The sequence below is a fragment of the Tsukamurella spumae genome (genome assembly GCF_012396015.1).
Lineage (GTDB): Bacteria > Actinomycetota > Actinomycetes > Mycobacteriales > Mycobacteriaceae > Tsukamurella > Tsukamurella spumae.
Map to the genome: position 1 here is coordinate 88,563 of NZ_JAAXOQ010000004.1, position 26,696 is coordinate 115,258.

Genomic DNA, 26,696 nt, shown 5'->3' on the forward strand with positions numbered 1-26,696 from the left:
GCCCGGGCCGCTTCGATCCGGCCACGGCGATCGAGCCGGACCGGGACGTCCCGAGCCGCACCGACGCGGTGGCGCGGGACTTCTCGACGGCGGTCGGCGGTCCGGTCGGCGCGCACGCACAGCTCGGCTTCCAGCGGTTCTTCACGCCGCTGCGGCTGATCCTGCTGGTCGCGGTGCTGTTCCTGGCGCTGGGCTGGACCACCAAGGCGGGGTGTCTGCAGCAGAAGAACGACGGTGGCCAGCTCGTGCTGGACTGGTCGGGCAACCGGCCCTACGCCGCGATGTGCTACTCGGACACGGTGCCGCTGTACGGGGCGGAGCGCCTGAACGAGGGCCGCATGCCCTACAAGACGCAGTTCTTCGACACCGATCCCACGGGCGCCCAGCAGGAGCGCTACATGGAGTACCCGGTGCTCACCGGCTTCTACCAGTACGCGTCGATGCGGATCGCCAAGACCTGGGCGGCGGTGCACGACGCCTGGGGCGTACCCGCGGCCATCGAGGTCGTGCTGTTCTTCACGGTCGTCGCGGTCGGGCTCGCGATGTTCTGGCTGATCGCGGTGTGGGCGACGACCCGATTAGCGGGTGGCTCCGCCGGCCCGGGCCGGCTGGCGGCCCGCCGCCCGTGGGACGCGATGCTGATGGCGGCGTCGCCCCTCGTCGTCGTGCACGTCTTCACCAATTTCGATGCGATCGCGGTCGCGGCGATGGCCGTCGGAATGCTGCTGTGGGCCAAGCGGATGCCCGCGTGGGCGGGCATCGTGATCGGGCTCGGCGCCGCGGCGAAGCTGTACCCGGCGTTCCTGTTGATCGTGCTGTTCTTCCTGTGTCTGCGGGCCGGCCGCCTGCGGCCGTGGCTCACCGCCTCGCTCACCGCGGCCGCCGCGTGGCTCGCCGTCAATCTGCCGGTGCTGGCGCTGTGGCCGCAGGGCTGGTGGGAGTTCTTCCACCGGAACTCGATCCGCGCGGTCGACATGGACTCGATCTACACCGCCGTCAGCTCGTTCACCGGCGGCTGGGTGTTCGGGGGCGCGGGGCCGCGGGGCGGTGCCTCCACGCTCGCGAACGCGATCACCCTCGTACTCTTCCTCGCGTTCGTCGCCGGCGTCGGCTACCTCGCGCTCAAGGCCCCCCGCCGGCCCCGAGTGGCGCAGCTCGCCTTCCTGCTGGTCGCCGGCTTCCTGCTGGTGAACAAGGTGTGGAGCCCGCAGTACTCGCTGTGGCTGGTGCCGCTGGCCGTGCTCGCGATCCCGCACACCCGGATCCTGCTGGCCTGGATGACGATCGACGCGCTGGTCTGGGTGCCGCGCATGATGTACTTCCTCGGCATCCAGAACAAGGGGCTGCCGGAGCAGGCCTTCACGGCCACCGTCCTCCTGCGCGACCTGGCCGTGATCGGCCTGTGTGTGCTGGTGGTGCGGCAGATCTACCGGCCCGACGAGGACCTGGTCCGGTCGACCTTCCCGGGGCCGTACTCGCCTCCGCTGGACGACCCTGCGGGCGGCGTGCTCGACGGTGCGCCCGACGCGTCCTGGCTGCGCAGCCGCAGGGAGGCGCGGGGGAGGTACCAGAGGAACAGCAGCAGCAGTGCCGCCCTGCCCCAGACGCCGATCCACACGCCCCACTGAACCCACCACGTGATCGGCGTGTTGGCCGCGTGCTCGGAGAAGTAGTTCCACACCGTGAGCTCGAGGCTCAGGTCGCACAGCAGGTACGCGCCGACGAGTCGCCAGTCGACCTTGAGCAGCACGAAGAAGGGCAGCAGCCACAGCACGTACTGCGGGGAGTGCACCTTGTGGAAGAGCATGAACGCGGCGAGGATCGCGCCGCTGACGCCGACCCACGGGTAGATGCCGGTGCGGCGGTAACGCATCCATCCGACGACCAGCAGCGCGACGATCGAGACCGCGATCAGCAGCGGCGAGAGCTTGCCGACCAGGTCGTCGTAGGCCTTCGGATCGTCGAAGGCCCTGAGCACGCCCCAGTACCAGATGGAGTTGGTCGACAGGTCCGCCGTGCGCAGCTCCTGGAACTTCAGCGAGGCCCGCCAGCCGTCGAAGCCGAGGACCATGAAGGGCACGTTGATCGCGACGGCCACCACCACGGCGGTCGCGGCGGTGGCGGCGGCGCCGACCCAGTCGAGCAACCGTCGGTCGACGCGGGCGTTGCGCCCGGGCCCGTCGGGCAGCGCGACGGTGCCGCCCCTCCCGTGGGTGAGCACGTACAGCACGAGCGGCGCCACGAACAGGCCCGGATAGATCTTCAGGTCGAAGCCCACGGCGAACACCGCGGCGGTGGCGATCGCCGGGATCCGGATCGACCCGCCCGTCCGATCGGCCCAGGCCATGATGCCGAAGCCGAGCGTGGCTGCGGCGACCACCGGAAGCTCCATGTTGTGGAAGGCGTACAGCGCGAGCGGCGGGGCCACCGCCCACAGCGCGGCGGTGCGGCCCGAGACCTTCGCCAGTACCCAGGCGGTGAGCAGTCCGAAGGGCGCGAGCAGCACGGCCATGTGCAGCAGGAACTCGGCGTCGTTGTGCGCGCCGATCGCGCCCACCCAGAACAGCAGCCCGCTCAGCACGGGGTACTCGATCGCGCCGCCCTGCAGCTTGCCGTCGGCGTCGATCCACCCGCTCAGGTAGGGGAAGACGTGGTTGTTCACGTCGCGCCCGCTCCAGAGGAACTGCAGGTCGGAGTAGCAGATCCGGCCCGGAGTGTTGGCGAATCCCTCGGAGCGGCCGAACTGGTCGAAGGGGGCGCCGGTGCACTGCGCCTTGATCTGGTAGCCGATGACGAGCGCTGCAACGGTGAGACCGAGCACGGTCCACGCCACCCGGTCGGGGCGGAATCTGGGCCGGGACATGCGCTCCACCCTATCGGTCGAGGTCGCGCGGCCCGGCAGCGCGGTCGTGCCACTTCGCGAACCTTGTTAACGACCACGCGGTGTCGGTCGATCATCCAGTGAGCCGCATCGCGCGGCAGGGGAGGAACGGACATGGGGACGACGATGAAGGTCGCGGGGGCGGTGCTGTTCGCGACGGTGGCCGTGGCGGGGTGCGGGGACGGCGCACGCTCGGCCGGCCCGACGGTGACGGTGACCGCCGCCCCGAGCGCGAACCAGGACGGCTCGACCGCGGGGACGCAGCAACCCCGGACGCCGGCGCGGACGGCGACCGCCGCCCCGGCGGTCCCGAACCGTACGGTCACGGCCCTGCCCACGGCGGGACAGGTAGTGCGGGTGCTCACCGAGTCCGGTAAGACCACCTGCAACATCCGCGCCGAATTCGTCGAGTGCCAGTCCGTCGAGTTCGGCAAGACCTACCGGGCCCGGACGGGCGAGCCCGCCACCGGGTTCGTCTACCGGGGCGGGGCCCTCGACTGGTACTACGGGAACATGGCGGTCACCGTGCCCGCCACGACCATCCACTACGGCGGCACCTACAGCGCCTACGGCTGGACCGTCGAGGCGAGCGCGGGGAAGACCGTGTTCTCCCGCGGCGGGCACGGCGTCAGTGTGGACGTGGCGAACACGACCACCTTCTGACCCGGCCCTCCGTCGGGGGCGACCGTGGTACGTGGGCTCTTTCGCGCTGTCCGTGGGGATGACTAGTGCGCGGCGGATTCCTCGCGGAGGTTGGCGGAGACGTGGAAGTCCTGGCCCTGCTCGCGGGCGGCCCAGTCCAGCCAGCGTTCCCACGACCGCATCGACGAGGCCTGCCATTCCGCGTCCACGGTGGGGCTGCATCGTCGAAGGATCTCCACGGCGACGATGAACGGGGCGCGCGCGTAGGTCAGCGCGAGTCCGGCCGCCGGGTTCGGGAGGCGATAGCGCCGGCGATTCCACGGCAGCATGAACCGTTGTCATTCGGTGTCGGCCGTGCGGCCCCGGTGCACGCCGACCACCGGTCAGCGGCCGTAGAGGTGCTTGAGCATCACCCGCACGACCTTCATGTCGCGTTCCTTGCGGGTGAACGAGAGCAGGTCCATCGGCAGCGCGAACTTCTGCGCGGCCACCGACTGCGGCCGACTGAACTCGCGGAGCCCGTCGGCGCCGTGGATCCGGCCGAAGCCGGAGTCGCCGATGCCGCCGAAGGGCAGCGCGGGCACGGAGGAGAACGACAGGAACGAGTTCACGGCGACGGCGCCCGTGCGCAGCCGGCGGGCCAGCTCCCGGCCCCAGGCGAGGTTCTTGGTCATGACCGCGGCGGAGAGTCCGTAGGTGCTGTCGTTGGCCTTGTCGATCGCCTCGTCGATGTCCTTGACGCGCGTGACGACGACCGTGGGGCCGAAGGTCTCCTCGGTGACGGCGGTCGAATCGTCCGGCACGTCCACGAGGAGTACGGGCTGGACGGTCCGCTCGCCGACGGACTCCCGGCCGCCGACGAGGGCGCGGCCGCCGCGGCTCAGCGCGTCGTCGATGTGCGAGGCGATGATCTGCAGCTGCTTGGGCATCGTCGCGGGACCGTAGTCGACGCCGTCGGTCTCGCCGCCGTGTATCTCGCGGGACGCGGCGGCCAGCTTGTCGACGAACTCGTCGTACCGGTCCGCGACGACGTACACCCGCTCGACGCCGGCGCAGGTCTGCCCGCCGTTGCCGTAGGCGCCGAACGCCGCGGCCTTGACTGCGCCGTCGATGTCCGCATCGGCGTCCACGAGCATCGCGTCCTTGCCGCCGCCCTCGATCGTGACGGGGGTCAGTGTCTCCGCGCACGTGGCCATCACGGCGCGTGCGGTGCGGGCGGAGCCCGTGAACGCCAGCTTGTCGACGCCCGCGCGACAGAGTGCGGCGCCGGTGTCGCCGTAGCCGTGCACCACCTGGAGCACGGGCTGTCCGGGGCACGCGGCGGCCCAGGTGTCGGCGAGGAACTGGCCGACGGCCGGCGTCAGCTCGCTGGGCTTGAAGACGATCGCGTTCCCCGCGGCGAGGGCGTACGAGAGCGAGCCCATCGGGGTGTAGACGGGGTAGTTCCACGGCCCGATCACGCCGATCACGCCGAAGGACACGTGCTCGACGGTGGCGGTCAGGTTGGCGCCCATCATGCCGGTGCCGACCTTGCGGCGGCCGAGCACCTTCTCGGCGTTCTTCGCGGCCCAGTCCAGGTGGACGATCGCGAGCATGACCTCCAGAAGCGCGTCGTCGTGCGGCTTCCCGGTCTCGGCCCCGATGACGCCGGCCAGGTCCTCGGAGCGGCGCGCGAGCTCGCCGCGGAAGCGCAGCAGCCAACTGCGGCGGGCCTTGGGGGTGAGGCCGCCCCACCAGGTCGCGGCGCCCCGGGCGGTGTCCACCGTGGCGACGACGGCTGCGGCGTCCGCGATGGGGAAGCGGGCGACCTCCGCGCCGGTTCGGGGGTCGGTGGAGATCAGGTCACCGGTCTGCAGGTTCGACGGTGCGGTCATGGGTCCTCCGGGAGGTCTCGGTCGTCAGATCCATATGTTAGAGACTGTTCTCTCATCTGTGCTAGTTTTCGGACATGTTCTCAACGCGCTTCACCGAGCAGTTCGGCGTCCGGTATCCGATCGTCCAGGGCGGAATGATGTGGGTCGGGCGCGCGGGCCTGGCCGCCGCGGTGTCGGAGGCCGGCGGCCTCGGCATCATCACCGCCCTCACGCAACCCACGCCGCAGGCGCTCCGTGAGGAGATCGCGCGGGCGCGTGAGCTGACGTCGAAGCCCTTCGGCGTGAATCTCACCGTGTTGCCGACGATCGACCCGCCGCCCTACGAGGAGTATCTGCGCGCCGCGGTCGACTCGGGCGTGAAGATCATCGAGACCGCGGGGTCGAACCCCGCGAGGTTCCTGCCCTTCCTGAAGGACAACGGCGTCAAGGTGATCCACAAGTGCACCAGCGTCCGGCACGCGCTCAAGGCGCAGGCCATCGGCGTCGACGCGGTGTCGATCGACGGTTTCGAGTGCGCCGGCCACCCGGGCGAGGACGACATTCCCGGCCTCGTCCTCATCCCCGCCGCCGCGGATGCGCTGGACATTCCGATCCTGGCGTCGGGCGGTATCGCGGACGCCCGCGGGCTCGTCGCCGCGATCGCACTGGGTGCGGACGGCATCAACATGGGCAGCCGTTTCCTGTGCACGGTCGAGTCCCCGATCGCGCCCGAGGTGAAGCAGCAGATCGTCGAGAACTCCGAGCTGGACACGGAACTCATCTTCCGCACGCTGGGAAACACCGCCCGCGTGGCGAAGAACTCGGTCTCCGTCGAGGTGGTCGAGACCGAGGCGCAGGGCTGCGAGTTCGAGGACATCCGCCACCTCGTGGCCGGCGCCCGCGGTCGCACCGTCTTCGAGGACGGTGACGTCGAGGCCGGCATCTGGAGCGTGGGCCTGTGTCAGGGCCTGATCCGTGACGTGCCGACGGTGGCGGCGCTGATCGAGCGGATGATCGTCGAGGGCGCGGCCATCGTCGAACGGCGCCTCGCGCCGCTGGCGCGAGTGGAAGAGTCGGTGGCATGAGCGAGAGCTTCCAGCGCACCGTCGAGTCCGGTGTCCTGACGATCACCATCACCCGCCCGCAGCGGATGAACGCCTTCGGTATCCGCGCGGCACGGGACCTCGCGCGCTTCATCACCGAGGCGGACGCGGACCCCGGAATCCGCGTCGTGGTCATCACCGGCGAGGGTCGCGCGTTCAGCACGGGCGCCGACCTGGCGGGGGAGGCGGCGGACCCGCAGGAGGCGCTCGAGGCGGTGAATGCGTACGTGCGCGCGATCGTCGCGGCATCGATCCCGGTGATGGCCAAGGTGAACGGCCCCTGCGCGGGGATGGCGGTGGGGCTGGCGCTGGCCGCCGACCTGACCTTCGTCGCCGACACCGCGTACTTCCTGCTGCCCTTCGTCGGCATCGGCCTGTTGCCCGACGCGGGCACCACCGCGCTCGTGCCCGCCGCCATCGGCCGTACCCGGGCGATGGGCATGGCTCTGCTCGGTGAACGCATCTACGGGCCGGAGGCCCTCGCCGCCGGCATGGTCACGGCGGTCCGACCGGCCGAGGAGCTCGACGATGCGGTGGCCGCCGCGGCGGCGAAGCTCGCGTCCGGTCCGCGGGCGGCGATCGCCGCTACCAAGCGCGCCATGAACGCCTCCACCCTCGCGGGCCTCGACGGTGCCCTGCGCCGCGAGACCGAGTCGCAGGTCGTCCTGCTCAAGACCGACGACCACCGCGAGGGCGTCGCGGCCATGCTCGGCAAGCGCCCGGCCCGCTTCGCGGACTGACACTCCCCGCGATCAACCCGGGGTGATGTAAAGCATATTGCCAGGTTGTTTTATGGCGCTCTAAGGTTTTCCCGGCGGTTGAACTGCGGCCGAGTGACCAGGGGGAATCACATGACGGAGTATTACCAGCACCAGGCACCGGCGATCGGGATGCGCAATCCCGACGATCTGACACGGCCGCTCTACGGCGCGAGCTTCGGCGAAGCGACCAAACGCTTCTTCAAGTCGGCGTTCCGCTACCGAGGCCGGGCCTCGCAGAGCGAGTACTGGTGGACCTGGCTGCTGTACGTGATCCTCTTCGTCGCCGTCTTCGCCTGCAGCCTGATCGGCGGTGCCCTCGAGAACACCGCTCCGGTGCTCTCGTGGATCTTCCTCTGCCTCGCGATCGCCGGGTTGCTTCTCGGCCTCCCGATGGGGGTGGCGAACATCGCGCTCAGCGTCCGCCGTCTGCACGACGCGAACGCCTCGGGTTGGTGGTACCTACTGGTCTGCGTTGTGGGAATCGTCCCGATGATCGGTGCAGTGGGTCCGATCGTGATCGGCGTGCTGGCGAGCAATCCTGCCGGAATCCGGTTCGACCAGCAGGGGCCTTCGGTGCAGTCGGCGCAGGTCTAGCGGTCCGCCGAAACGCGGACATGACGAAGGGCCCGGCACCGTCGAACGACGGTGCCGGGCCCTTCGCGCTACGCCCTAGCGGAGAGCCCTACTCGTAGGTCTCGCCCGCCTCGGCCTTGGCGACCAGGGAGGCGGGCGGGGTGAACTGCTCGCCGTACTTGGTCAACTCCTGAGCGCGGGCGACGAAGGCCTTGGGGCCCACGGTTCCGTCGGCGCCCTCGTAGCCGTTGATGAACTGCAGCACGCCGCCGGTCCAGGCGGGGAAGCCGATGCCGAAGATCGAGCCGATGTTGGCGTCGGCGACGGACGTCAGCACGCCCTCGTCGAAGCAGCGTACCGTCTCCAGCGACTCGGCGAACAGCATCCGGTCGATCATGTCCTGCAGCGGGATGTCCTGGCCCGTGGGCAGGAGATCCTTCAGGCCGGGCCACAGACCGGTTCGCTTGCCGTCCACGTAGTCGTAGAAGCCGGCGCCGTCCTTGCGGCCGGTGCGGCCCGCGTCGACCATCGCGTCGACCACGGCATCGCTGCCGTGCACGGGCAGCGGGTTGCCGGCGGCCTCGGCTGCGGCGCGGGCCTCCTTGCGGATCTTCTGCGGCAGCGTCAGGGTCAGCTCGTCCATCAGCTGCAGCGGCGCCGCCGGGTAGCCGGCCTGCTGGCCCGCCTGCTCGATGAGCACGGGGTTCACGCCCTCGCCGACGGCCGCGATGGCCTCGTTGACGAACGTGCCGATAACCCGCGAGGTGAAGAAGCCGCGCGAGTCGTTGACCACGATCGGGGTCTTCTTGATCTGCAGGGTGTAGTCGATCACCTTGGCCAGCACCGCGTCCGAGGTCTTGGCGCCGCGGATGATCTCCACCAGCGGCATCTTGTCCACGGGGGAGAAGAAGTGGATGCCGATGAAGTCCTCGGAGCGCCCCACGCCCTCGGCGAGGATGGTGATGGGCAGCGTCGAGGTGTTGGAGCCGAGGATGGCGTCGGGCTCGACGATGTGCTCGATCTCCTGGAACACCTTGTGCTTGACCTCGACCGACTCGAACGCGGCCTCGATCACGAGATCGACACCGGCGAAATCGGCGGGGTCGACGGTGGGCGTGATGCGGGCGAGCAGCTCCGCCGACTTCTCGGCGGTGGTGCGGCCCTTGGCGAGCGCCTTCTCCTCCAGTTTCTCGGAGTAGGCCTTGCCGCGCTTGGCGGCCTCGATGTCGATGTCCTTGAGCACGACCTCGATGCCGGCCTTCGCGGAGACGTACGCGATCGCGGCGCCCATCATGCCGGCGCCGATGACGCCGACCTTCTTGGCCTGGTACTTGTCGTAGCCCTCGGGCCGCGAGCCGCCGCCGTTGATGTGCTGCAGGTCGAAAAAGAACGCCTTGATCATGTTCTTCGACACCTGGCCGGTGGCCAGCGAGACGAAGTAGCGGCCCTCGATGACGCTGGCGGTGTCGAAGTCGACCATCGCGCCCTCGACCGCGGCGGCCATGATCGCGCGCGGCGCGGGCATCGGGGCGCCCTTGAGCTGCTTGCGCAGGTTCGCGGGGAACGCGGGGAGGTTCGCCGCGATCGCCGGCGACGACGGCGAGCCGCCGGGGATCTTGTAGCCCTTGACGTCCCAGGGCTGCACGCCGCCCTCGGGGTTCGCCTTGATCCAGGCCTTGGCGGCGGGGATGAGCTCCTCGACGGTACCCACGACCTCGTGCACGAGGCCCACCTGCTGCGCCTTGGTGGGCTTCATCCGGGGACCCTGCAGCAGCACGCCCATCAGGGCGCCCTGCAGGCCGAGCAGCCGGACGGTGCGGGTGACGCCGCCGCCGCCGGGGAGCAGTCCGAGGGTGACCTCGGGAAGGCCGATCTGCGAGCCGCGCACGTCGGCGGCGATGCGGTGGTGCGTGGCGAGGGCGATCTCCAGGCCGCCGCCCAGGGCGGCGCCGTTGATCGCGGAGACGACGGGCTTGCCGAGGGTCTCGAGGCGGCGCAGGGCGGCCTTCATCGACTCGACGTTCTCGAAGACCTGCTGCGCGTCGGCCTTCGTCGCCTGGCGGATCAGGCCCAGGTTGCCGCCGGCGAAGAAGGTCTTCTTCGCGGACGTCAGTACGACGCCGGTGATGGAGTCCTTCTCGGCCTCCAGGCGGTCGATCGTCGCCGCCATCGACTCGCGGTACAGGTCGTTCATGGTGTTCGCGGAGCTGGTGGGGTCGTCCATCGTCAGGACGACGATGCCGTCGGCGTCCTGCTCCCAGCGGATCATGTTTTCAGCCATGGTGATTCGTGTTCTCCTGAAAGTCTTCCGGGGCCGTCAGAGGCGCTCGATGATGGTGGCGATGCCCATGCCACCGCCCACGCAGAGGGTCATGAGGCCGTAGCGGCCGCCGGTGCGTTCGAGGTTGTCGAGCACCGTCGAGACCAGCATCGCGCCGGTCGCGCCGAGCGGGTGGCCGAGCGCGATGGCGCCGCCGAGCGGGTTCACCTGCTCGCGCTCGAGCTTGAAGTCGTTCATCCACCGCAGCACGACGGACGCGAAGGCCTCGTTGAGCTCCCAGTGGTCGATCTGCTCCTTCGACAGTCCCGCCTTGGCGAGGACCTTCTCGGTGGCCGGCGTGGGGCCGGTGAGCATGATGGTCGGCTCCGAGCCCGTGACCGCGGTGGCCACGATCCGGCCGCGCGGGGTCAGGCCGGCCTTCTTGCCGCCCGCCTCGTTGCCCACCAGGATCAGCGCGGCACCGTCGACGATGCCCGAGCTGTTGCCGCCCGTGTGGACGTGGTTGATCTTCTCGACGGTGTAGTACTTCTGCAGCGCGACGGCGTCGAAGCCGCCCATCTCGCCGATGCCGTCGAAGGCGGGGCGCAGCTTGCCGAGGCTCTCCACGGTGCTGCCGGGGCGACGGTGCTCGTCGTTGTCGAGGACCGTCAGGCCGTTGATGTCCTTGACGGGCACGACGGACTTGGCGAACCAGCCGTTGTCCCAGGCGGCCGCGGCGTTGGCCTGCGACTGCGCGGCATAGGTGTCCACGTCCTCGCGGCTGAAGCCGTCGATCGACGCGATGAGGTCGGCGCCGATGCCCTGCGGCACGAAGTAGGTGTCGTAGTTGGTGGTGACGTCCTGGTGCATCGCACCACCGTCGGAGCCGAGCGGCACGCGCGACATCGACTCGACGCCGCCCGCGAGCACCAGGTCGTCGCCGAGTCCGGCGGCCACCTTCTGCGCGGCCATGTTGGTGGCCTCGAGGCCGGACGCGCAGAACCGGTTGATCTGCACGCCGGCCACGGTCTCGGGCAGACCCGCGACGGTGGCGGCGGTGCGCGCGATGTCGCCGCCCTGCTCGCCCACGGGGGAGACCACGCCGAGCACGATGTCGTCGATCGCGGCCGGATCCATCGTGGGGTAGCGGTCCTTGAGCTCGTCGATCAGGCCGACCACCAGGTCCAGGGGCTTGGTGGCGTGTAGGGCGCCGCCGCGCTGCTTACCGCGCGGAGTGCGGATGGCCTCGTAGATGAATGCTTCGGGCACGGTGTTCCTTCCATGGATGACTGTCGGCGGGGTTAGTCACAAGTGAATCACTATTCTTTAACTTTAGGCGATTCGGCTCCCGTCGAACATGTTCTAGAACACAATCGCATACATGACCGCTCTTGAGAACATCGCCTGGTTCCCGCGCACGGAGGAGCCCCGCAGCTCACAGCGCAACACCTGGAACAACCAGGTCCGCAATCACGCCGTCATGCGCGGCGATCAGGCGGCCCTGAAGTACCTGGACAAGACCCTCACGTGGACGCAGCTCGCGGAGCGGGTGAGCGCGGTCGCCGGCGCGCTGTCCGAGCGCGGCGTCTCGTTCGGCGACCGGGTGCTCGTCCTCGGCCTGAACCGTCTCGAGTACATCGAGACCGTGCTCGCCGTGACCGCCCTCGGCGGCATCGCCGTCCCCGTCAACTTCCGGATGGCACCGCCCGAGGTGGCCTTCGTGGCGCAGGACACTGGCTGCAGCGCCGTCGTCTACGAGGCCCCGTTCGACCCGCTGGTCGCGGCCGCGTCCGCCGCCGGCGCCGAGTTCGGCCTGCGCATCCGGTTCGACGGTGCCGACGAGGCCGTGGGCGCCCTGGGCTACGAGGACCTCGCCGCGGAGGGGCGCACGGCCCCCGTCGTCGACGTGCCGGAGGACTCCCCGGCCCTGATCATGTACACCTCGGGCACGACGGGCCGCCCCAAGGGCGCGGTGCTCACGCACGTGAACATGACGGCGCAGGGCTTCAACAACCTCATCGCCCCGGGATCGGTGGACAACGAGGCGGTGGGCGCGGTCGCGGTGCCGCTGTTCCACATCGCGGGTTTCGGCGTGCTGGCCACCGCCTTCATCGCCGGGACCACGTCGGTGATCTTCCCGTTGGGCGCGTTCGACCCGGCACAGACTCTGGACGCCCTCGAGCGCGAGGGGATCACGACGATGTTCATGGTGCCGATGCAGTGGCAGCTCGCGGTGGCGGAGCAACGGGCCCGCCCGCGCGCTCTGAAGCTCAAGTACGTCTGGTGGGGAGCCGCGCCCGCCAGCGAGACGCTGCTGCGTGCCCTGGTCGACACCTTCCCAGACGCCACCATCTGCGCAGTCTTCGGACAGACCGAGATGTCCCCGGTCACCTGCGCCCTCACCGGAGAGGACACGCTGCGCAAGCTCGGCTCCGTCGGCAAGGTGGTGCGCACCGTCGCCGCCCGCGTCGTCGATCCCGAGGGCAAGGACGTGCCGCGCGGCGAGGTCGGCGAGATCGTCTACCGCGGACCCAACATGATGGCCGGGTACTGGAACAACGTCGACGCCACGCGAGCCGCCTTCGACGGTGGGTGGTTCCACTCCGGCGACCTGGTGCGGATGGACGACGAGGGTTTCGTCTACATCACCGACCGCGCGAAGGACATGATCATCTCGGGCGGCGAGAACATCTACTCGGTGGAGGTGGAGAACGCCGTCGCAGCCCACCCGGCCGTCGCCGAGGTGGCGGTCATCGGCCGGCCCGACGAGAAGTGGGGCGAGGCCGTCGTCGCCGTCGTCAGCGTGCGCGACGGTGCGGAGCTGTCGGTGGCGGCGCTCTCGGAGTTCCTCAACGACCACCTCGCCCGGTACAAGCATCCGCGTGACCTGGTGGTGGTTCCCGAGCTGCCCCGCAATCCCGCCGGCAAGGTCACCAAGCCCACCCTGCGCCAGCAGTTCGGCTGACGCGGCCGTGTCCTGTGGTGGATCGACCCCGCTCAGCGAGGTCGATCCACCACACGCCGGTGCCCGGGCCGGCCGGCGCGGGTGTCAGAGGAGGCGGTAGCCGATCCCCGCGCAGATCGGACCGAGCATCCGCCGCACGTCGGGATGGTCGAGCGGCCGGGTGAAGGCGGGTGCCGCGGGCAGGGCGTCCACTGCGCGGTGCCACAGCACGATGTTCGCCGCACCGGTCATGGTCGACGGTGCCCACATCCCGTCGAGCTCCGGAAGTTCCGCGTGGACGGCGTGAGCCCACGCGCGGCAGACCGACCGCGGTGCCGCAGTGAGGGATTGGGCAGCGCCCTGGCGCAGTGCCCACGTGCCCGCGAGATCAAGGAGGCGGAGTGGGCGCACCGGTCGCCAGCCGGTGAGAACGGGTCCGCCTGCGAACAGGTCGACCGCGCGGACGCGCTGGAAGGTCTCGGCGACCGCGGTGGTGATGTCCACGGCGCTGTAGTGCACGCCGATCGACGGGTGGAGTGCGGGCCCGCACGGATCCGTCGGGTGCGGATCGAACCGCATCGAGGTCAGGGGGCCGTATCGGCGGGCCTCGTTCCAGGCGACGAGATGGCGGCCCGCGGTCCGGTGGATCCGCCACTGCGGGCCCGCGTACTCGACCACCTCGGAGGAGTGCACCGAGAGCGGGCCGGGCGGCACCCGGGGCACCTTCGCCGGGGTCACCAACGCGCGAGGTCCGCGACCATCTCGGCGACGACGGCGGGGGCGCCGCCCTCCGCGAGGAACTCGACGGGCGTCCGCAGCGCGGTCTCCTCCTGGGGTTCCGTCATCACAGCCTCGATCATGAGCGGCGTGCTCTCGGCCGGGATCGCCGGCACCACCTGCTCGAGCCCCGGCAGGGTCCTGGCGCCGGCCAGCTGCCACCGCGGGATCCGCACGTGACCGTCGACCATGAAGGACCAGAGGCGACCGGCGGAGCATCGACGCGATACCCGGGAGCGATCCACGCCGAGCTGCTCCGCGGCCTCGGCCAGCGACAGTGATCCGGCGAGGAGCGCGGCGACGCGGCGGGCCGCGTCGGTCGCAGCGGTGGCGGCGTCGCGACGGGGGTCCCGTGTGTCGAGGGCACTCGCGGCGCCCGGACCGCCGAACTCGCGCAGGAACTCCTCCTCCGTCGCGGTGAGCGGTGTGTGCGGTCCGGTGGTTGCGGCGAGCGCGAGGTCGATCGCGTGGAGCACCGCATCGCTGCTCACGCCGTCCACACCGTGGGACTGGAGGATGTGCTCCAGCCGACTATCGACCTCGGACATGCGCACAGAATAGCACCGTGATGCTGGTGCGTGCGTCAGATGAGCGGGCGGTGGAGCTTCGCGCGCAGTCGCATATCCGCGAGGAGCAGACGGTAGGGCAGGCGCCGTAGCGCCAGCGGGACGAGCCGGTTCACGCCGGCGAGAACGCGCCAGAACAGGTCGAAGCGGCGCTGATCGGCGGCGGTCCACTCGATCTCCATGGCCTCACGGAACCGCGGCGCGAGGAAGCCCGCCGTCTGGAACCGAGAGAAGCCCTTGAGCGGGCGGGGGACCGCGCCGACGAAGGTGAGGTCGACGAGCTGACGCAGGTAGTCGCGCGTCTCGGTGGTGGGCCGGATCTTCTGCTCGCACAGCTCGATCCACAGCGCGTCGAACTCCTCGGGAGTGCCGGGCCACATGTCCGGGTGCACCTGGAGGGTGGTGCCCAGCGGGGCGGAGTCGCGGTAGAACAGGGCGCGCTGCTCGCGGCTCATTCGTCCGCGCAGGAGCTGGTGGGTGTCCTCGAACCCCACGTACAGGCACATCGCCACCCACAGCTGCAGGTTGCGGTCCATACCGTTGTACTTGACCGGGCTTTCGGCGGTGGGCTGGACCTGGCGGTGGGCACCGTCGACCGCTGTGCGGTACCGGACCCGGTCGTCCGGGTTCCCGAGGATCGCGACGGCGAGGTAGGTGAAGGTGGTGCGGCTGCGCTTGATCGGATGCTTGTACAGCGCAACGGATTCCACGCGCGACTCCATCACCCCGTAGGCCACGGGCGGGTTGAGCAATTGCATCACGACGTTCGCGGGGCCCGCGGCGGCCGAGGGCGCGTCCATGGAATCGGCCAGGACGGTGAGCACGTCCGCGCGTCGCTCGGGGACCGCGAGGGCGATCCGGTGACCGGTCGCCACGGGGTCGACGGTGCGCCCGACCGCCGTTGGGACGTTCGCGGGGGCGATGGGTGCAGTGGTGGTCATGCCGGGTTCCTCCGGGAAGTTCCGTACCAAAACGGTGTGTGAACGTTCACTTACTTAGTAGGGTCGACGGTACACCGCGGACGAGCACTCGTCACCGAGTACGCTCGAAGCGGACCAAGGAGGAGTGGCAGGTGACGCAGGCGAAACGGAAGCGCCCCAAGGACCGGCGTGAACAGATCGCGCGGGTCGCTGCGGAGGATTTCTCCCGGCGGGGGTATCACGGCGTCGGCATCGAGCAGATCGCCGCGTCGCTGGACATCAGCGGCCCCGCGGTCTACCGCCACTTCCCCAACAAGTACGCCCTGCTCGAGCACGCGATCACCTCGGCCTCGGACGCGTTGGCCACGGCCGTCGCTGATGCGGCGGAGAAGACGGTGGGCGAGGCGCCCGAGGTACGGGTCGAGGCGATCCTCGACGCGGCGCTGGGCGTGTCCTTCGAGCGGCGTAACACGGGCGGCCTGTTCCGCTGGGAGCAGCGGCTTCTGGAGCGCGACGACCGTGCGCGGATCCGCCACCAGTTGACCGGCATGATCGAGACCTTCGCGGATGCGGCGGAGGCGGGTCTCCCGGGCGTGGGACGCACCGAGGTCGAGTTGCGGTGCGTGGCCGCGATCAGCGTGACGGGCAGCGTGACCGCGCATCGCACGGTCCTCGCCCAGAAGCGCGCGGAGGCGGTGCTCGCCGCCGCCGGGCGCGCCGTGCTGGCGCTGCCCGATCCGCCGGCGCTGTTCCGGCTCGCGCCGGAGCCCGAACCGGAGCCCGATGCGGGACGGCAGGGCCAGGTGCTCGACGAGGCGATCGGCCAGATCTTCGAGCACGGCTTCCACAACGTGAGCATGGGGCAGATCGGCCGGGCCGCGGGCATCGTGCCGTCCGGGATGTACCGCTACTTCCCGAACAAGGTGGGCATCCTGGTCAGCGCTCTCGAGCGCGCGGCCGATGCGACGGCGCGCATGATCGATGAGGTGTCCGCTGCCAATCCCGAACCGCGCGACCGTCTCGCGGCCCTGTCCCAGGCCTACGTGCAGTTGTCCTTCCGCACCTCGCGGCTGATGACGGTGTACTTCCGGGAGATCGGCAACGTCCCGGACGCCGACCGCGGCCGCCTCGCGGGCCTGCAGCGGACGAACATCGCCGCCTTCGCCGACACCGTGGTCGCCGTCCGCCCCGAGCTGAGCGCGGCAGAGGCCACCTTCCTCGTGCACGCGGCCTTCGCCGTGGTCTTCGACGTCGGGCGCACCCGCCGGTTCGACCAGGACCCGAGCTTCCAAGCGGAGGTGTACGCCATGGTCTGCACCGTGCTGTTCGGCTCCGTGGACTGACCGACCTCCCGGCACCTCTCGCTAGGGGCTCGGGGTGGCGGTCGGTGCACCGATCGCGGGAATCGTCGGCTGTGCCGAGCCCGTCGGTGCAGGTGTCGAGTTCGACGGTGCGGCACTCGTCGTCGCTGCCCCGACCGCGGGGCCGGAGGCCGGATCCCCGACCTCGGTGATCACCCAGTTCTGATCGCGATCGAGGGTGATCGTGTACGCGGTCGTGCTGAGCGTCCCCTGGGGGGACTGTGCGCTCTGCGCGGAGACGTCGACGACGACCTTCACCTGGTACACGCCGCCGACCTCGGACGAGACCTTGGCGACCACGGGAGTGGCGGTGGCGACCATTCGCAGCGGCACGAGCACCTGCCGCATCTGTTCGGCGATCGCGTCGTACTTCGCCGCCAATGTCGGTGTCACGCCGGTCTTCATCGCGTTGAGCCACGGGGTGAGGTCGTTGTAGTTCAGTGTCGCGGCCTTGACGGCGTAGTTGGTGCCCAACTGCTCGGCGTGCGCACGATCAGCCGCGCGCCGGTGGTCCTGGTCCGAGGCCCGGTGCTGCAGGTACGCGGTGACGCTGAGCGCGATGACGGCGACGGTGAGGACGGTGACGACGATCGTGAGCACGATCGACCGGCGGCGGCCGCTCGCGGGGCGCTCCGGTTCGTCGGCCGCGTCGACCTCGGTGGCGGTATCCGCGTCCTCGTCGGCGCCCTCCCCGCTCGTCTCGGCGGCGGTGTCTTCGTGGTCGATAGCCTTGTTGGCCATGAGGTTTCCTCGCTGTCGACGGTTATCGGGGTGCTGGGACGGTGATGGTCAGGCGCGCGGTGCCGTCGGGCGCCACGGCGTTGAGGGCGTTGCTCAAGAACGCGCTGAGGTCGATCTGGGGTGCAGTCCTGTCGATGGCCGAGAGAATGGCCAGGAACGGGCCGGAGGTGGTCGCGAGCGACGGGATCAGCTCGCGCAGGTAGGGCGTCAGACGGGTGACGAACGGTATCAGGACGTTGTCGAAGGGCTTGGGTGCGTCGAGGACCTGGATCATCCGCTGCACGTCCTCGACGGCGTCCCGGATCGTCCGCACGGTGCTGTCGAATGCGGGTCCGAGTCGATCGAGGGTGGGCGGTAGCCATTGCAGGTCAGCGGAATACGCCTGCGTGTCGGCGAACATCTGCCGGATCCCGGGCATCCGGGACATGAGGGTCGCGGCGAGCAGATCGCCGGCTCGGGTGAGCTTGGGCATCTGCTCGTCCGTGTTCGCGGTCGCCTGCCACGCGGTGGTGACGAGGTCGCCCACGGGCCCGGCCTGTGTCGCGCGATTCAGCGAGGCGAACGCCTGGAAGACCTGGGCCACCGTCAGGTACTGCGTGATGGCGGCCGGCTCCACGGTCGCCCCGTCGGTGAAGCAGGGCCCGCCGTCGGTGCGGGGTGCGAACTCCACGTACGGTTCGCCCAGCGCGCTCAGCTGCTCCACGGAGATCGCGCTGTCGCGTGGAATGCGGTACTTGTCATCGTATTTCACAGTGACATCGACTCCGCCGGGATGGGGGGAGACCTTGGACACCTCGCCCACCCGGACGCCGCGCAGCAGGACCGGCGATCGTTCCGCGAGCTGCGAGGTGTTCCCCAGCGTGAGAACCAGACGGGTGTACTGCGTTCCCGGTCGCACATCGAGGTAGCCGAAGACCAGTACCACGACTCCGACGACGAGGACCGCGGCGAAGGTGATGATGTTGGCGATCAGTTCCCTTCTCATCGCACCGCCCCGAGCATCCGCAGGGTCCGTACGACCTGTTCGGTCTGATCCGCGACGGGTACCGCGGCGGGGGCGGGAGCACCGGACACCTTGCGTACGTTCACCTTCGGTCCTTGCGCGAAGAAGGGTGCGATGGTGTCTCGCACCAGGTTGCGGAGGTTGGTCAGGTTGTCCGGCTGCGACGCCCCGATGGGACGGTTCAGCAGCAGCAGCGGTCCCACGACCTGCTGCATCAGCGTCGCGAGGTCGCGGCCCCCTGGAGTCAGCGGGGCCAGATTGCTGAACAGGGGACCGAACTTGCCGAAGACCTCCGCCACCCGCGAGGCCTCGACGTACATCGGCCAGCGGTGGTCGCTCTCGGGGGACAGGTACGACTCGATGTTCGCGGAGTCGGCTACGAACTTGCCCGTCATGCTCACGACCGATCGCAGCAGCGAGTCCAGCGACCGGGTGTCGGCGGACCATGCGTTCAGTGTTGTGGTGACGTTCGCGGTGATGCTGCGGGTGAGGCGTGGATCGGCGGGGAAGGCGGCGTTGATCCTGTCGACCGTGTTGCCCAGTTGCGCCAGGCCACCGCTACCGAGGAACGAAGCAGCGCTGGACATCAGATCCTCCACCTGCACGGGCGGTTGTGTGCGGGACAGGGGGATCACGTCGCCGTCGTGCAGTTCCCTTCCGCTCGACGAGCCCGGTGTGTGCAGACCGACGTAGAGATCGCCGAGCAAGGTGTCCTGCTGGAGTTCGGCGGTAGTTTCGGACGTGACGTGGGCGGGTTCGGTGATGGCGAGCGCGACCTCGGCGTGGTCCGCGCGCAGCGCGATGGACTTGAGCCCGCCGATCGATCGGCCGTTGAGCCGCACGTGTGCTCGATCGGGAAGGTTCAGGACGCTCGGGAACTCGACGCGCAGTGTCCACCCGCGCGCCCACGTCGCCGGTGTCGGAAGGTTCTGCGGTGCGGCGGACTGGAACCCGATCACTGCGAGCACGGCCACTACCAGTACCGCCGTCACGGTCCGGGCGGTTCTGCGGACGGAGCGCCTCATCGCGCCGCCCCCGTCCCGCGCAGGATCGCGGTGATGAGGTCGACGTCGATCCGATCGGGCCCGACGACGCGGCACTGTCCGGGGCTGATGCGGTTGACGCTGTCGCACGTGTGCTGCGGTGTCAGGGCGGGGATCTCGGTGCGCGGAGGCGAGTAGCTCAGTCGCAGTCGCATCGTGCGCTGATCGAACGAGACATTGAAGGCCTCGATCAACGGCGGGATGATGCGGGGGCCTCCGCGCGGATCCGGCGGGTGGTGCTCCGCCTCACCGGCTTCGACCTCTACCCCGCCGAGGATCTCGTGGCGGACTACCGCAGGCTCTTGACGACCGGAGACCCGGTGGCGGAGCGCTTCGTCGACGAGACCTTCCTGGGGCCGCTGGGACCGGAGAGGTCCCGTGATCTCCTGAACCGAGCACTCGAGAGCTCGGTGGACGACCTGCCCGATGCGCCGGAATCGATGCGCGCATTGTTCTCCGAGTTCGAGCAGGTTCCGTCGTGGGTGGACCCGGCCCTCATCGAGGAGGGGGCCGCGGTCTGGCGACGGTGGGGCTATGCGCTCGGCGCTGTCGGCAACGCCGGCACGATGGACACCTACACCGAGGGCTCGTTGGCCGTTCCCCTCTCGCTCTCCGGTGGCTATGCCGGCGATTCGGCGCTCAATCGCTACCTCGAGACCAGTCGGTGGTGGATCGAGGTGTGCCGTCCCGGTGCCGTCATGACCCCGGGCTCGCTCGGCCGACGGATCTCGATGCAGGTCCGGGTCATGCACGTGAGCGTGCGGCGCCGCGTGGCGGATCACCCGGAGTGGGATGCGCAGCGATGGGGCCTACCGATCAGTCAGGCCGAGATGATGTTGACACTGCTCGGCGGCAGCGTCGGTCCGGCACTGGGGCTGTACGCGGTCGGCTACCTGACGTCCGCGCACGAGATCCGGGCGGTGCTCCATTTCAACCGCTACCTCGGCTATCTGGTGGGCATGCACTGGGACCGCTTCCCGACGACCGTCGCCGACGGTCTCCGCCTGCTCTACCTCTTCAACGCGACCCGCTCGTACGACGCGGGGAGCGCGGGCACCGAGCTCGTCGAGTCGTTCGTTCCGGCGTTCGCGCCCCGTGCCGGCCAGGGGCCCGCGGACCGGCTGCGCGCCGGCCTGCACCTGCGCATGCAGGCCGGCTACAGCAGGTTGTTCATGCTGCCGTGGAACCGGCGCAAGTACCGCATGCCGTCGTCGGCCCTCGGGCTCTGCCTGCTGCTCGCACGAGCCCCCGCGATCGTCGCGCTCGAGGTGGCCCGCCGGATCAGCCCTGCCGCGGACGCGGCCTGGCAGCGCGCATCCGTACGGGCCTGGGACCGGTGGCAGCGGTGGGCGCTGAGCAACAAGTCGGAGCGGTTCGCCGCCGCCACGCCCCTGCGTCGTTGATCCGGCGGATCCGGCCGCCGCTCGGCGCGGATTTCGCAGGTCGGCGGCCCTTGCGGTAGCCTGGGGCGGTTGCCGTCACGGCAACACTCCTGCCGTGGAGAGTCCACGGCCGCATAGTCCATAGGAGGAGGCGAAAAGCCCATGCGTAATTACGAACTGATGGTGATCCTGGATCCGAGCCTGGATGAGCGCACCGTCGCGCCCTCGCTGGAGACCTTCCTGAACGTGGTCCGCAAGGACGGCGGATCGATCGGGAACGTCGACATCTGGGGCAAGCGCCGTCTTGCTTACGAGATCTCGAAGAACGCCGAGGGCATCTACGCGGTGATCGATCTGACCGCCGAGCCCGCCACCGTGAACGAGCTCGATCGCCAGCTCAAGCTGAACGAGTCGGTGCTTCGCACTAAGGTGCTGCGGCAGAACTAGCCGTACTACAAAGCAGGGAGAAACACCATGGCAGGCGAGACGGTCATCACGGTCATCGGAAACCTGACGGCGGACCCGGAGCTGCGCTTCACCCCGTCGGGTGCAGCGGTGGCCAACTTCACCGTCGCGTCCACGCCCAGGACCTTCGACCGGAATTCCAATGAGTGGAAGGACGGCGAGGCACTGTTCATGCGCTGCAACATCTGGCGCGAGGCGGCGGAGAACGTCGCCGAGTCGCTCACGAAGGGCACTCGCGTCATCGTCTCCGGCCGGCTCAAGCAGCGGTCCTACGACGATCGTGAGGGCAACAAGCGCACGGTGGTGGAACTCGAGGTCGACGAGATCGGCCCCTCCCTCAAGTACGCGACGGCGAAGCCGACGCGCACGCAGCGCGGCGGTGGCGGCGGCGGTTTCGGTGGCGGCGGCCAGGGCGGCGGTGGCGGTTACAGCCAGCAGCCGGCCCAGCAGGCTCCGCGCCAGAACCAGCCCGCAGACGATCCGTGGGGCAGTGCCCCCGCGGCCGGGAGCAGCTTCGGCGGCGGCAACGACGATCCGCCGTTCTGATCCCGGGATCGAACACTGTGAAGGCGCCCCGGTTTCGCCGGGCGCCGAAGTAGACCTCATCAAGGAGTACCAACACCATGGCCGGTAAGGGCAATGGCCGGAAGGTGCGCGTCGAGAAGGCCGTCAAGGCCAAGGCGTGCACGTTCTGCAAGGAGAAGAACACCAAGATCGACTACAAGGACACCACGCTCCTGCGTCGGTTCCTGTCGGAGCGGGGCAAGATCCGCAGCCGCCGCGTGACGGGCAACTGCGTCCAGCACCAGCGCGACATCGCGATCGCCGTCAAGAACGCGCGTGAGGTGGCCCTGCTGCCGTTCACGTCGACGACCCGCTAAGGAGGGATGAAGAAATGAAGCTCATCCTCACCGCCGACGTCGACAACCTGGGCGCCCCCGGCGACACCGTCGAGGTCAAGGACGGCTACGGCCGCAACTACCTGCTGCCCCGCGGCCTGGCCATCGTGGCCACCCGCGGTGCTGAGAAGCAGGTCGAGGGCATCCGCCGCAGCCAGGAGGCCAAGCGCGTGCGCGGCCTCGATCACGCCAACGAGATCAAGCAGGCCATCGAGGGCCTCGCCGCCGTCTCGCTGACCGTGAAGACCGCGGAGTCGGGCAAGCTGTTCGGCTCGGTCACCACCGCTGACGTCGCCGCCGCGCTCAAGGCCGCAGGCGGCCCCGTCGTCGACAAGCGCACCATCGAGCTGCCCGAGGGGCACATCAAGTCCACGGGCTCGTTCCCCGTGGTCGTCGCCCTGCACCCCGACGTCCGCGCGAAGTTCGCGCTCACCGTCGCGGCGCAGTAGCTCCACGAACGAAGAACCCCACCGGCCCTCGCGGGGCGGTGGGGTTCTTTCGCGTCTCCGGGGCGATCAGACGGTGATCGTGCCCACGCACGGCGTGCTGGTCTGCGTGCCGATCCACTCCGAGCCGGCGCCCGCCTTGATCACCAGGTTGAAGGTGACGGAGCCCTTACCGGTCGTCACGGGCGTCTTGTTGAGCGTCGGCGACGCGCCGACGCCGGTCACCTTGGCGGTGCCGTACTTGCCGGACGTGGTGTTGTTCCAGGACAACGAGCCGTTCGACGCGAACTGGCTGAGGACGAAGTCGCGGTAGCCCGCGTTGCCCGTCGCGGAGACCAGGATCTGCCCGGGGCCTCCGACGGTGACCGTGACCTTCCAGGTGAGCTGATCGCCGCCGAGAGTGAACATCGGGTTCGCGCTCGAGCAGGTGGCCGTCACCGAGGCGGGCTTCGGCTTCGGCTTCGGTGCGGGTGCGGGTGCGGCCGTGGCGGGTCCGATGGCGAACGTGGCGGCAGCCGCGAGCGCGACCGCGACGCCGGCTGTGCGCGTCGAGATCGTGGAGGTGTTCATCGGTGCGTCCTTCTGCAGTCGTCAATGCTCGGACAAAGAGTACGCGTCGTAGGTGACCCGGAGAAGGTGCGTCCGGGCCCGGTGACGTGTTCGTGCAGGTAGGGGGCACGGCGGGTGACCGGCAGGTAACAACGAGGGGTGGTTTTGCCGGCCCGGCGACGACGGGTGCACTGACGACACGCCCGAATGTGAGTTCAGTGCGACACGCGGAGGAACTTCGATCCACAGGGTGGGGAAGCCGTTGGACCCGATCTGACCTGCGGTGGCCCGAATCGGCGCCACAGGTTTCCACAGGTTTTCCCCATCGGTCCACACCGATGTCCCCATGCTGACAGCGCGCCGTACACAGGAAATGCACAGATTCGTCCACAGGTGAAGTTTGCAACGGCGAGCGGAGGGCTTAGCGTTCACGTGCGTCGGTCGCGCGCCCGCACGGGAGTCCCCGGAAACCTGTCAGTGGTCCGCGCTAGACCTGTAGTGAGCGTTGGTGAGTCCCTGCGCGCGGCCCCCGGCGGCACGCGGGTGCGAGGAGAGGTGGGTGCGCGGTGTCGGTCACGGACGAGCAGGAGTTCACCCCGGACCCGGCTCAGCGCTCGGAGCCCGCTCCCAGCGGTCCGCCGCCCGAGGACTTCGGCCGCCAGCCCCCGCAGGACATCGCCGCGGAACAGTCGGTGCTCGGCGCCATGATGCTGTCCAAGGACGCCATCGCCGACGTGCTCGAGGTGCTCAGCCCGGGTGACTTCTACCGGCCCGCGCACCAGTCGGTCTACGACGCGATCCTGGACCTCTACGGTGCGGGTGAGCCCGCCGATGCGGTCACCGTCTCCGCCACGCTCGACCGCAAGGGCGAACTCAAGCGCGTCGGCGGCGCCCCGTACCTGCACACCCTGATCTCCACTGTGCCGACGGCTGCGAACGCCGGGTACTACGCCGAGATCGTGGCCGAGAAGGCCATCCTGCGTCGGCTCGTCGAGGCAGGGACCAGGATCGTCCAGTACGGCTACTCGGGGTCCGACGGTGCCGATGTCGCCGAGGTGGTCGACCGCGCGCAGGCCGCCGTCTACGACGTGACGGAGCGCAAGGCCTCCGAGGACTACGTGATCCTCGAGGAGCTGCTGCAGCCCACGATGGACGAGATCGACGCGATCGCCTCGCGCGGCGGCGTCAGCATGGGCGTGCCTACGGGGTTCACCGACTTCGACGCGCTGACCAACGGCCTGCACGCGGGGCAGATGATCATCGTGGCCGGGCGGCCGGGCGCCGGCAAGGCGTTGTCCCTCGATACGAAGCTGCCGACGCCGACGGGCTGGACCACGATGGGGCAGGTCCGGCCGGGGGATCACCTCATCGGCGCTGATGGCATCCCGACGATGGTGGTCGCCGCGACCGAGGTGATGACGGGCCGGCCGTGCTACGAGGTCGAGTTCTCCGACGGGTCCGTCATCGTGGCCGACGCTCAGCACCAGTGGCTCACCGAGGACCGGACTTCGCGGAAGTCCGCGAATTCGGTACGCGCGGTGTACAGCAGGGTCCGTGTCCAACACGCCGTCGCGGCGGTCCGTACGACCGAGGAGATCGCGGGGACGCTGCGCACCCGCACCAAGGACGCTCGACTCAACCACTGTGTGACGAATACCGAGCCCCTCCGTCTTCCGGCCGCGGAACTGCTCGTGGGCCCGTACACGCTCGGCGCGTGGCTCGGTGACGGAACATCGGCCGTCGCGCAGATCACCTCCGCCGACCCCGAGGTGCCCATGCTGATCGAGGCGGAGGGGTACCAGTGCACCCCGTCGGCGTCGGCGAAGTACCGCTACCGGATCGCCCTAGCTGATGACGGACTGCTCGCCCCGAAGCCGTGCGTGGTGTGCGGCACGACGTTCACGCCGAAGCTCCCGCACGTGCGCACGTGCGGGAAGGTGTGCGGGGGCAAGGCGAAGGCGGTCAGTGCGCCGGTACCTGCGCTCCGATGCAAGCATTGCGGGAACCGCGCCACGGGGAGTGGCGCGGAGTGCATGGATTGCTACAAGGGCCTCGGCTCGGTGACGGCGCGCTTGCGGACCATCGGCGTCCTCGGCGCGAAGCACATCCCGATGGAGTACTTGCGCGGTTCCGAGGCTCAGCGCCGTGCGCTGCTCGCCGGGCTGCTCGACACGGACGGCACTGTGACTCCGAGCGGCGGGGTTCAGTTCGGGGTGACGGATCGCCGTCTCGCAATGGATGTTCGTGAGCTGATCGTCGGCCTCGGCTACCGGTGCCATGTGTCGACCAAGCGGGTATCGGGTCGCTCGGAGGCATCGTCGATCGCCTACACGTTGACGTTCACGACCCAGGACGAGGTCTTCGGCTTGAGCCGGAAGGCGATCCTGCACAAGGAGCGCCGGCGCACCGCGAGCCCCGCTCGTTCAGGCACTCGATTCATCGTGGACGTCCGGCCGATTCCGAGCGTGCCCGTGCGCTGCGTGCAGGTGGACAACGAATCCCACCTCTACCTCGCCGGTGAGTCGATGATTCCTACACACAACTCGACCATGGCGCTGGACGTCCTGCGCTCGTGCACCGTCGAGCACCACATGCCCGGCGTGCTGTTCAGTCTCGAGATGAGCAAGACCGAGGTCGTCATGCGCCTGCTCTCCGCGGAGGCGCGGATCAAGCTCGCCGACATGCGCTCGGGCAAGATGTCCGACGACGACTGGACCCGCCTTGCGCGCCGCATGTCGGAGATCTCCGAAGCGCCGCTGTTCGTGGACGATTCGCCGAACCTCACGATGATGGAGATCCGGGCCAAGGCACGCCGCCTCAAGCAGCGGCACGACCTCAAGCTCATCGTCATCGACTACCTGCAGCTGATGACCTCGGGCAAGAAGGTCGAGTCCCGCCAGCAGGAGGTCTCCGAGTTCTCCCGGCAGCTCAAGCTGCTGGCGAAGGAGCTCGAGGTCCCGCTCATCGCCGTGGCACAGCTCAACCGTGGTCCCGAGCAGCGCACCGACAAGAAGCCCCAGGTGGCCGACCTCCGCGAGTCCGGCTCGCTCGAGCAGGACGCGGACATGGTGGTCCTCGTGCACCGGCCCGACGCCTACGAGCGCGACGACCCGCGCGCGGGTGAGGCCGACTTCATCCTCGGCAAGCACCGCGCCGGTCCCACCGCCACCATCACCGTGGCGCACCAGCTGCACTACTCCCGGTTCGTGGACATGGCCAAGGGCTGAGCTCGTCTGTAGGGTCCCCTGATGACATGTCGGGATCCGAACCTACTTGTCGGACACTTGGTGGTTCCGACATTTGCATGGGACAGGCGCGCGAACTCCCCGGATCTGAGGTCTGAGATGGCACCGTCAGGTGCATGCCGCCTGATCGGCTCGCGGGGTCCGCGGTAGACGTCTCGTTCCGCCGCGGCGATAACCTCTGTAAGCGGAGAGTCGCATTGTCGTCGGCTGAGCTGGAGGACCTCTGTGCTGCCGCGCAGTGGCGAACCTTCCGCTAGTACAGGGGCAAGAGCGCTGCTCGGG

General features: G+C 69.4%; 25 protein-coding genes. 13 read left to right on the forward strand and 12 right to left on the reverse strand.

What is annotated here, in order from left to right; genetic code table 11:
• Positions 1-29: 29 nt before the first annotated feature.
• Together HF999_RS04420 and HF999_RS04430 are read left to right on the forward strand one after the other, a co-directional pair.
• Positions 30-1,628: a glycosyltransferase family 87 protein gene (locus HF999_RS04420; protein ID WP_312854018.1), complete on the forward strand. Its 1,599-nt coding sequence runs from the start codon at positions 30-32 to the stop codon at positions 1,626-1,628.
• Between the two features lie 1,367 nt (positions 1,629-2,995).
• The gene (locus tag HF999_RS04430) at positions 2,996-3,544 is read left to right on the forward strand and encodes a hypothetical protein (protein ID WP_168544700.1); all 549 of its coding nucleotides are present in this window, start codon (positions 2,996-2,998) and stop codon (positions 3,542-3,544) included.
• A gap of 62 nt (positions 3,545-3,606) precedes the next feature.
• On the opposite strand, the gene HF999_RS04435 is transcribed toward HF999_RS04430, so the two are convergent.
• Together HF999_RS04435 and HF999_RS04440 are read right to left on the reverse strand one after the other, a co-directional pair.
• Positions 3,607-3,852 (reverse strand): hypothetical protein, encoded by a 246-nt coding sequence (locus HF999_RS04435; protein ID WP_168544701.1) that lies wholly within the window; start codon positions 3,850-3,852, stop codon positions 3,607-3,609.
• 54 nt (positions 3,853-3,906) lie between these two features.
• Positions 3,907-5,397: an aldehyde dehydrogenase family protein gene (locus tag HF999_RS04440; protein ID WP_168544703.1), complete on the reverse strand. Its 1,491-nt coding sequence runs from the start codon at positions 5,395-5,397 to the stop codon at positions 3,907-3,909.
• A gap of 74 nt (positions 5,398-5,471) precedes the next feature.
• On the opposite strand from HF999_RS04440, the gene HF999_RS04445 reads away from it, so the two are divergent.
• The 3 genes from HF999_RS04445 to HF999_RS04455 all read left to right on the forward strand — a co-directional run bounded on the left by HF999_RS04445 (position 5,472) and on the right by HF999_RS04455 (position 7,834).
• A complete protein-coding gene (locus tag HF999_RS04445; protein ID WP_168544704.1) occupies positions 5,472-6,461 on the forward strand; it encodes an NAD(P)H-dependent flavin oxidoreductase in 990 nt (329 codons plus the stop codon).
• Positions 6,458-7,219: an enoyl-CoA hydratase-related protein gene (locus HF999_RS04450; protein ID WP_168544705.1), complete on the forward strand. Its 762-nt coding sequence runs from the start codon at positions 6,458-6,460 to the stop codon at positions 7,217-7,219. The genes HF999_RS04445 and HF999_RS04450 overlap by 4 nt, the downstream gene beginning before the upstream one ends.
• Before the next feature lie 111 nt (positions 7,220-7,330).
• Entirely contained in the window at positions 7,331-7,834 is a 504-nt protein-coding gene (locus HF999_RS04455; protein ID WP_168544706.1) for a DUF805 domain-containing protein, read from the forward strand.
• An 88-nt stretch (positions 7,835-7,922) separates the two neighbouring features.
• On the opposite strand, the gene HF999_RS04460 is transcribed toward HF999_RS04455, so the two are convergent.
• Both HF999_RS04460 and HF999_RS04465 read right to left on the reverse strand, forming a co-directional pair.
• A complete protein-coding gene (locus HF999_RS04460; RefSeq protein WP_168544707.1) occupies positions 7,923-10,094 on the reverse strand; it encodes a 3-hydroxyacyl-CoA dehydrogenase NAD-binding domain-containing protein in 2,172 nt (723 codons plus the stop codon).
• 36 nt (positions 10,095-10,130) lie between these two features.
• A complete protein-coding gene (locus HF999_RS04465) occupies positions 10,131-11,342 on the reverse strand; it encodes an acetyl-CoA C-acetyltransferase (protein ID WP_168544708.1) in 1,212 nt (403 codons plus the stop codon).
• 112 nt (positions 11,343-11,454) lie between these two features.
• On the opposite strand from HF999_RS04465, the gene HF999_RS04470 reads away from it, so the two are divergent.
• Positions 11,455-13,038 (forward strand): long-chain-fatty-acid--CoA ligase, encoded by a 1,584-nt coding sequence (locus HF999_RS04470; RefSeq protein ID WP_168544710.1) that lies wholly within the window; start codon positions 11,455-11,457, stop codon positions 13,036-13,038.
• A gap of 84 nt (positions 13,039-13,122) precedes the next feature.
• Here HF999_RS04470 and HF999_RS04475 read toward each other — a convergent pair whose 3' ends face one another.
• The 3 genes from HF999_RS04475 to HF999_RS04480 are packed head-to-tail and all read right to left on the reverse strand — an operon-like array spanning position 13,123 to position 15,301.
• Complete coding sequence (locus HF999_RS04475) at positions 13,123-13,731, reverse strand: RES family NAD+ phosphorylase (protein ID WP_312854013.1); 609 nt, start codon at positions 13,729-13,731, stop codon at positions 13,123-13,125.
• A gap of 20 nt (positions 13,732-13,751) precedes the next feature.
• A complete protein-coding gene (locus tag HF999_RS22380; protein WP_246207213.1) occupies positions 13,752-14,342 on the reverse strand; it encodes a helix-turn-helix domain-containing protein in 591 nt (196 codons plus the stop codon).
• 35 nt (positions 14,343-14,377) lie between these two features.
• Entirely contained in the window at positions 14,378-15,301 is a 924-nt protein-coding gene (locus HF999_RS04480) for an oxygenase MpaB family protein (RefSeq protein ID WP_168544712.1), read from the reverse strand.
• 131 nt (positions 15,302-15,432) lie between these two features.
• On the opposite strand from HF999_RS04480, the gene HF999_RS04485 reads away from it, so the two are divergent.
• Positions 15,433-16,623 carry a TetR/AcrR family transcriptional regulator gene (locus HF999_RS04485; protein WP_168544713.1) on the forward strand — a complete coding sequence of 397 codons (1,191 nt, stop codon included), beginning with the start codon at positions 15,433-15,435 and terminating at the stop codon, positions 16,621-16,623.
• Between the two features lie 21 nt (positions 16,624-16,644).
• On the opposite strand, the gene HF999_RS04490 is transcribed toward HF999_RS04485, so the two are convergent.
• From HF999_RS04490 to HF999_RS04505, 4 genes are read right to left on the reverse strand one after another with little or no spacing between them, the layout of a single operon-like run.
• Positions 16,645-17,382: a hypothetical protein gene (locus HF999_RS04490; RefSeq protein WP_168544714.1), complete on the reverse strand. Its 738-nt coding sequence runs from the start codon at positions 17,380-17,382 to the stop codon at positions 16,645-16,647.
• Positions 17,383-17,404: 22 nt separating this feature from the next.
• The gene (locus tag HF999_RS04495; protein WP_168544715.1) at positions 17,405-18,367 is read right to left on the reverse strand and encodes an MlaD family protein; all 963 of its coding nucleotides are present in this window, start codon (positions 18,365-18,367) and stop codon (positions 17,405-17,407) included.
• Positions 18,364-19,377, reverse strand: a complete 1,014-nt coding sequence (locus tag HF999_RS04500; protein ID WP_168544716.1) for an MlaD family protein — start codon at positions 19,375-19,377, stop codon at positions 18,364-18,366. The genes HF999_RS04495 and HF999_RS04500 overlap by 4 nt, the downstream gene beginning before the upstream one ends.
• 29 nt (positions 19,378-19,406) lie before the next feature.
• Positions 19,407-19,622 carry a hypothetical protein gene (locus HF999_RS04505; protein WP_168544647.1) on the reverse strand — a complete coding sequence of 72 codons (216 nt, stop codon included), beginning with the start codon at positions 19,620-19,622 and terminating at the stop codon, positions 19,407-19,409.
• A gap of 39 nt (positions 19,623-19,661) precedes the next feature.
• Between HF999_RS04505 and HF999_RS04510 the strand changes: the two genes are divergently transcribed.
• From HF999_RS04510 to rplI, 5 genes are all read left to right on the forward strand, one after another.
• Positions 19,662-20,831, forward strand: a complete 1,170-nt coding sequence (locus HF999_RS04510) for an oxygenase MpaB family protein (RefSeq protein ID WP_376766473.1) — start codon at positions 19,662-19,664, stop codon at positions 20,829-20,831.
• Positions 20,832-20,972: 141 nt separating this feature from the next.
• Positions 20,973-21,257, forward strand: a complete 285-nt coding sequence (rpsF, locus tag HF999_RS04515; RefSeq protein WP_068570214.1) for a 30S ribosomal protein S6 — start codon at positions 20,973-20,975, stop codon at positions 21,255-21,257.
• A gap of 27 nt (positions 21,258-21,284) precedes the next feature.
• Entirely contained in the window at positions 21,285-21,821 is a 537-nt protein-coding gene (locus HF999_RS04520) for a single-stranded DNA-binding protein (RefSeq protein ID WP_068570215.1), read from the forward strand.
• 77 nt (positions 21,822-21,898) lie between these two features.
• On the forward strand, positions 21,899-22,156 hold the full coding sequence (rpsR, locus tag HF999_RS04525) for a 30S ribosomal protein S18 (protein ID WP_068526176.1): 258 nt from the start codon (positions 21,899-21,901) through the stop codon (positions 22,154-22,156).
• Between the two features lie 14 nt (positions 22,157-22,170).
• A complete protein-coding gene (rplI, locus tag HF999_RS04530) occupies positions 22,171-22,623 on the forward strand; it encodes a 50S ribosomal protein L9 (protein WP_168544717.1) in 453 nt (150 codons plus the stop codon).
• 66 nt (positions 22,624-22,689) lie between these two features.
• Here the strand turns inward: rplI and HF999_RS04535 are convergent, their stop codons facing one another.
• Positions 22,690-23,190: a hypothetical protein gene (locus tag HF999_RS04535; RefSeq protein WP_168544718.1), complete on the reverse strand. Its 501-nt coding sequence runs from the start codon at positions 23,188-23,190 to the stop codon at positions 22,690-22,692.
• A 545-nt stretch (positions 23,191-23,735) separates the two neighbouring features.
• On the opposite strand from HF999_RS04535, the gene dnaB reads away from it, so the two are divergent.
• Positions 23,736-26,396, forward strand: a complete 2,661-nt coding sequence (gene dnaB / locus HF999_RS04540; RefSeq protein ID WP_168544719.1) for a replicative DNA helicase — start codon at positions 23,736-23,738, stop codon at positions 26,394-26,396.
• Positions 26,397-26,696 lie beyond the last annotated feature (300 nt).

Bases quoted from the DNA above. Each gene is read 5' to 3' on its own strand.
- HF999_RS04430 (WP_168544700.1), top strand. From the start codon at position 2,996: ATGGGGACGACGATGAAGGTCGCGGGGGCGGTGCTGTTCGCGACGGTG.
- HF999_RS04435 (WP_168544701.1), bottom strand. From the start codon at position 3,852: ATGCTGCCGTGGAATCGCCGGCGCTATCGCCTCCCGAACCCGGCGGCC.
- HF999_RS04440 (WP_168544703.1), bottom strand. From the start codon at position 5,397: ATGACCGCACCGTCGAACCTGCAGACCGGTGACCTGATCTCCACCGAC.
- HF999_RS04445 (WP_168544704.1), top strand. From the start codon at position 5,472: ATGTTCTCAACGCGCTTCACCGAGCAGTTCGGCGTCCGGTATCCGATC.
- HF999_RS04450 (WP_168544705.1), top strand. From the start codon at position 6,458: ATGAGCGAGAGCTTCCAGCGCACCGTCGAGTCCGGTGTCCTGACGATC.
- HF999_RS04455 (WP_168544706.1), top strand. From the start codon at position 7,331: ATGACGGAGTATTACCAGCACCAGGCACCGGCGATCGGGATGCGCAAT.
- HF999_RS04460 (WP_168544707.1), bottom strand. From the start codon at position 10,094: ATGGCTGAAAACATGATCCGCTGGGAGCAGGACGCCGACGGCATCGTC.
- HF999_RS04470 (WP_168544710.1), top strand. From the start codon at position 11,455: ATGACCGCTCTTGAGAACATCGCCTGGTTCCCGCGCACGGAGGAGCCC.
- HF999_RS22380 (WP_246207213.1), bottom strand. From the start codon at position 14,342: ATGTCCGAGGTCGATAGTCGGCTGGAGCACATCCTCCAGTCCCACGGT.
- HF999_RS04480 (WP_168544712.1), bottom strand. From the start codon at position 15,301: ATGACCACCACTGCACCCATCGCCCCCGCGAACGTCCCAACGGCGGTC.
- HF999_RS04490 (WP_168544714.1), bottom strand. From the start codon at position 17,382: ATGGCCAACAAGGCTATCGACCACGAAGACACCGCCGCCGAGACGAGC.
- HF999_RS04495 (WP_168544715.1), bottom strand. From the start codon at position 18,367: ATGAGAAGGGAACTGATCGCCAACATCATCACCTTCGCCGCGGTCCTC.
- rpsF (WP_068570214.1), top strand. From the start codon at position 20,973: ATGCGTAATTACGAACTGATGGTGATCCTGGATCCGAGCCTGGATGAG.
- HF999_RS04520 (WP_068570215.1), top strand. From the start codon at position 21,285: ATGGCAGGCGAGACGGTCATCACGGTCATCGGAAACCTGACGGCGGAC.
- rpsR (WP_068526176.1), top strand. From the start codon at position 21,899: ATGGCCGGTAAGGGCAATGGCCGGAAGGTGCGCGTCGAGAAGGCCGTC.
- rplI (WP_168544717.1), top strand. From the start codon at position 22,171: ATGAAGCTCATCCTCACCGCCGACGTCGACAACCTGGGCGCCCCCGGC.
- HF999_RS04535 (WP_168544718.1), bottom strand. From the start codon at position 23,190: ATGAACACCTCCACGATCTCGACGCGCACAGCCGGCGTCGCGGTCGCG.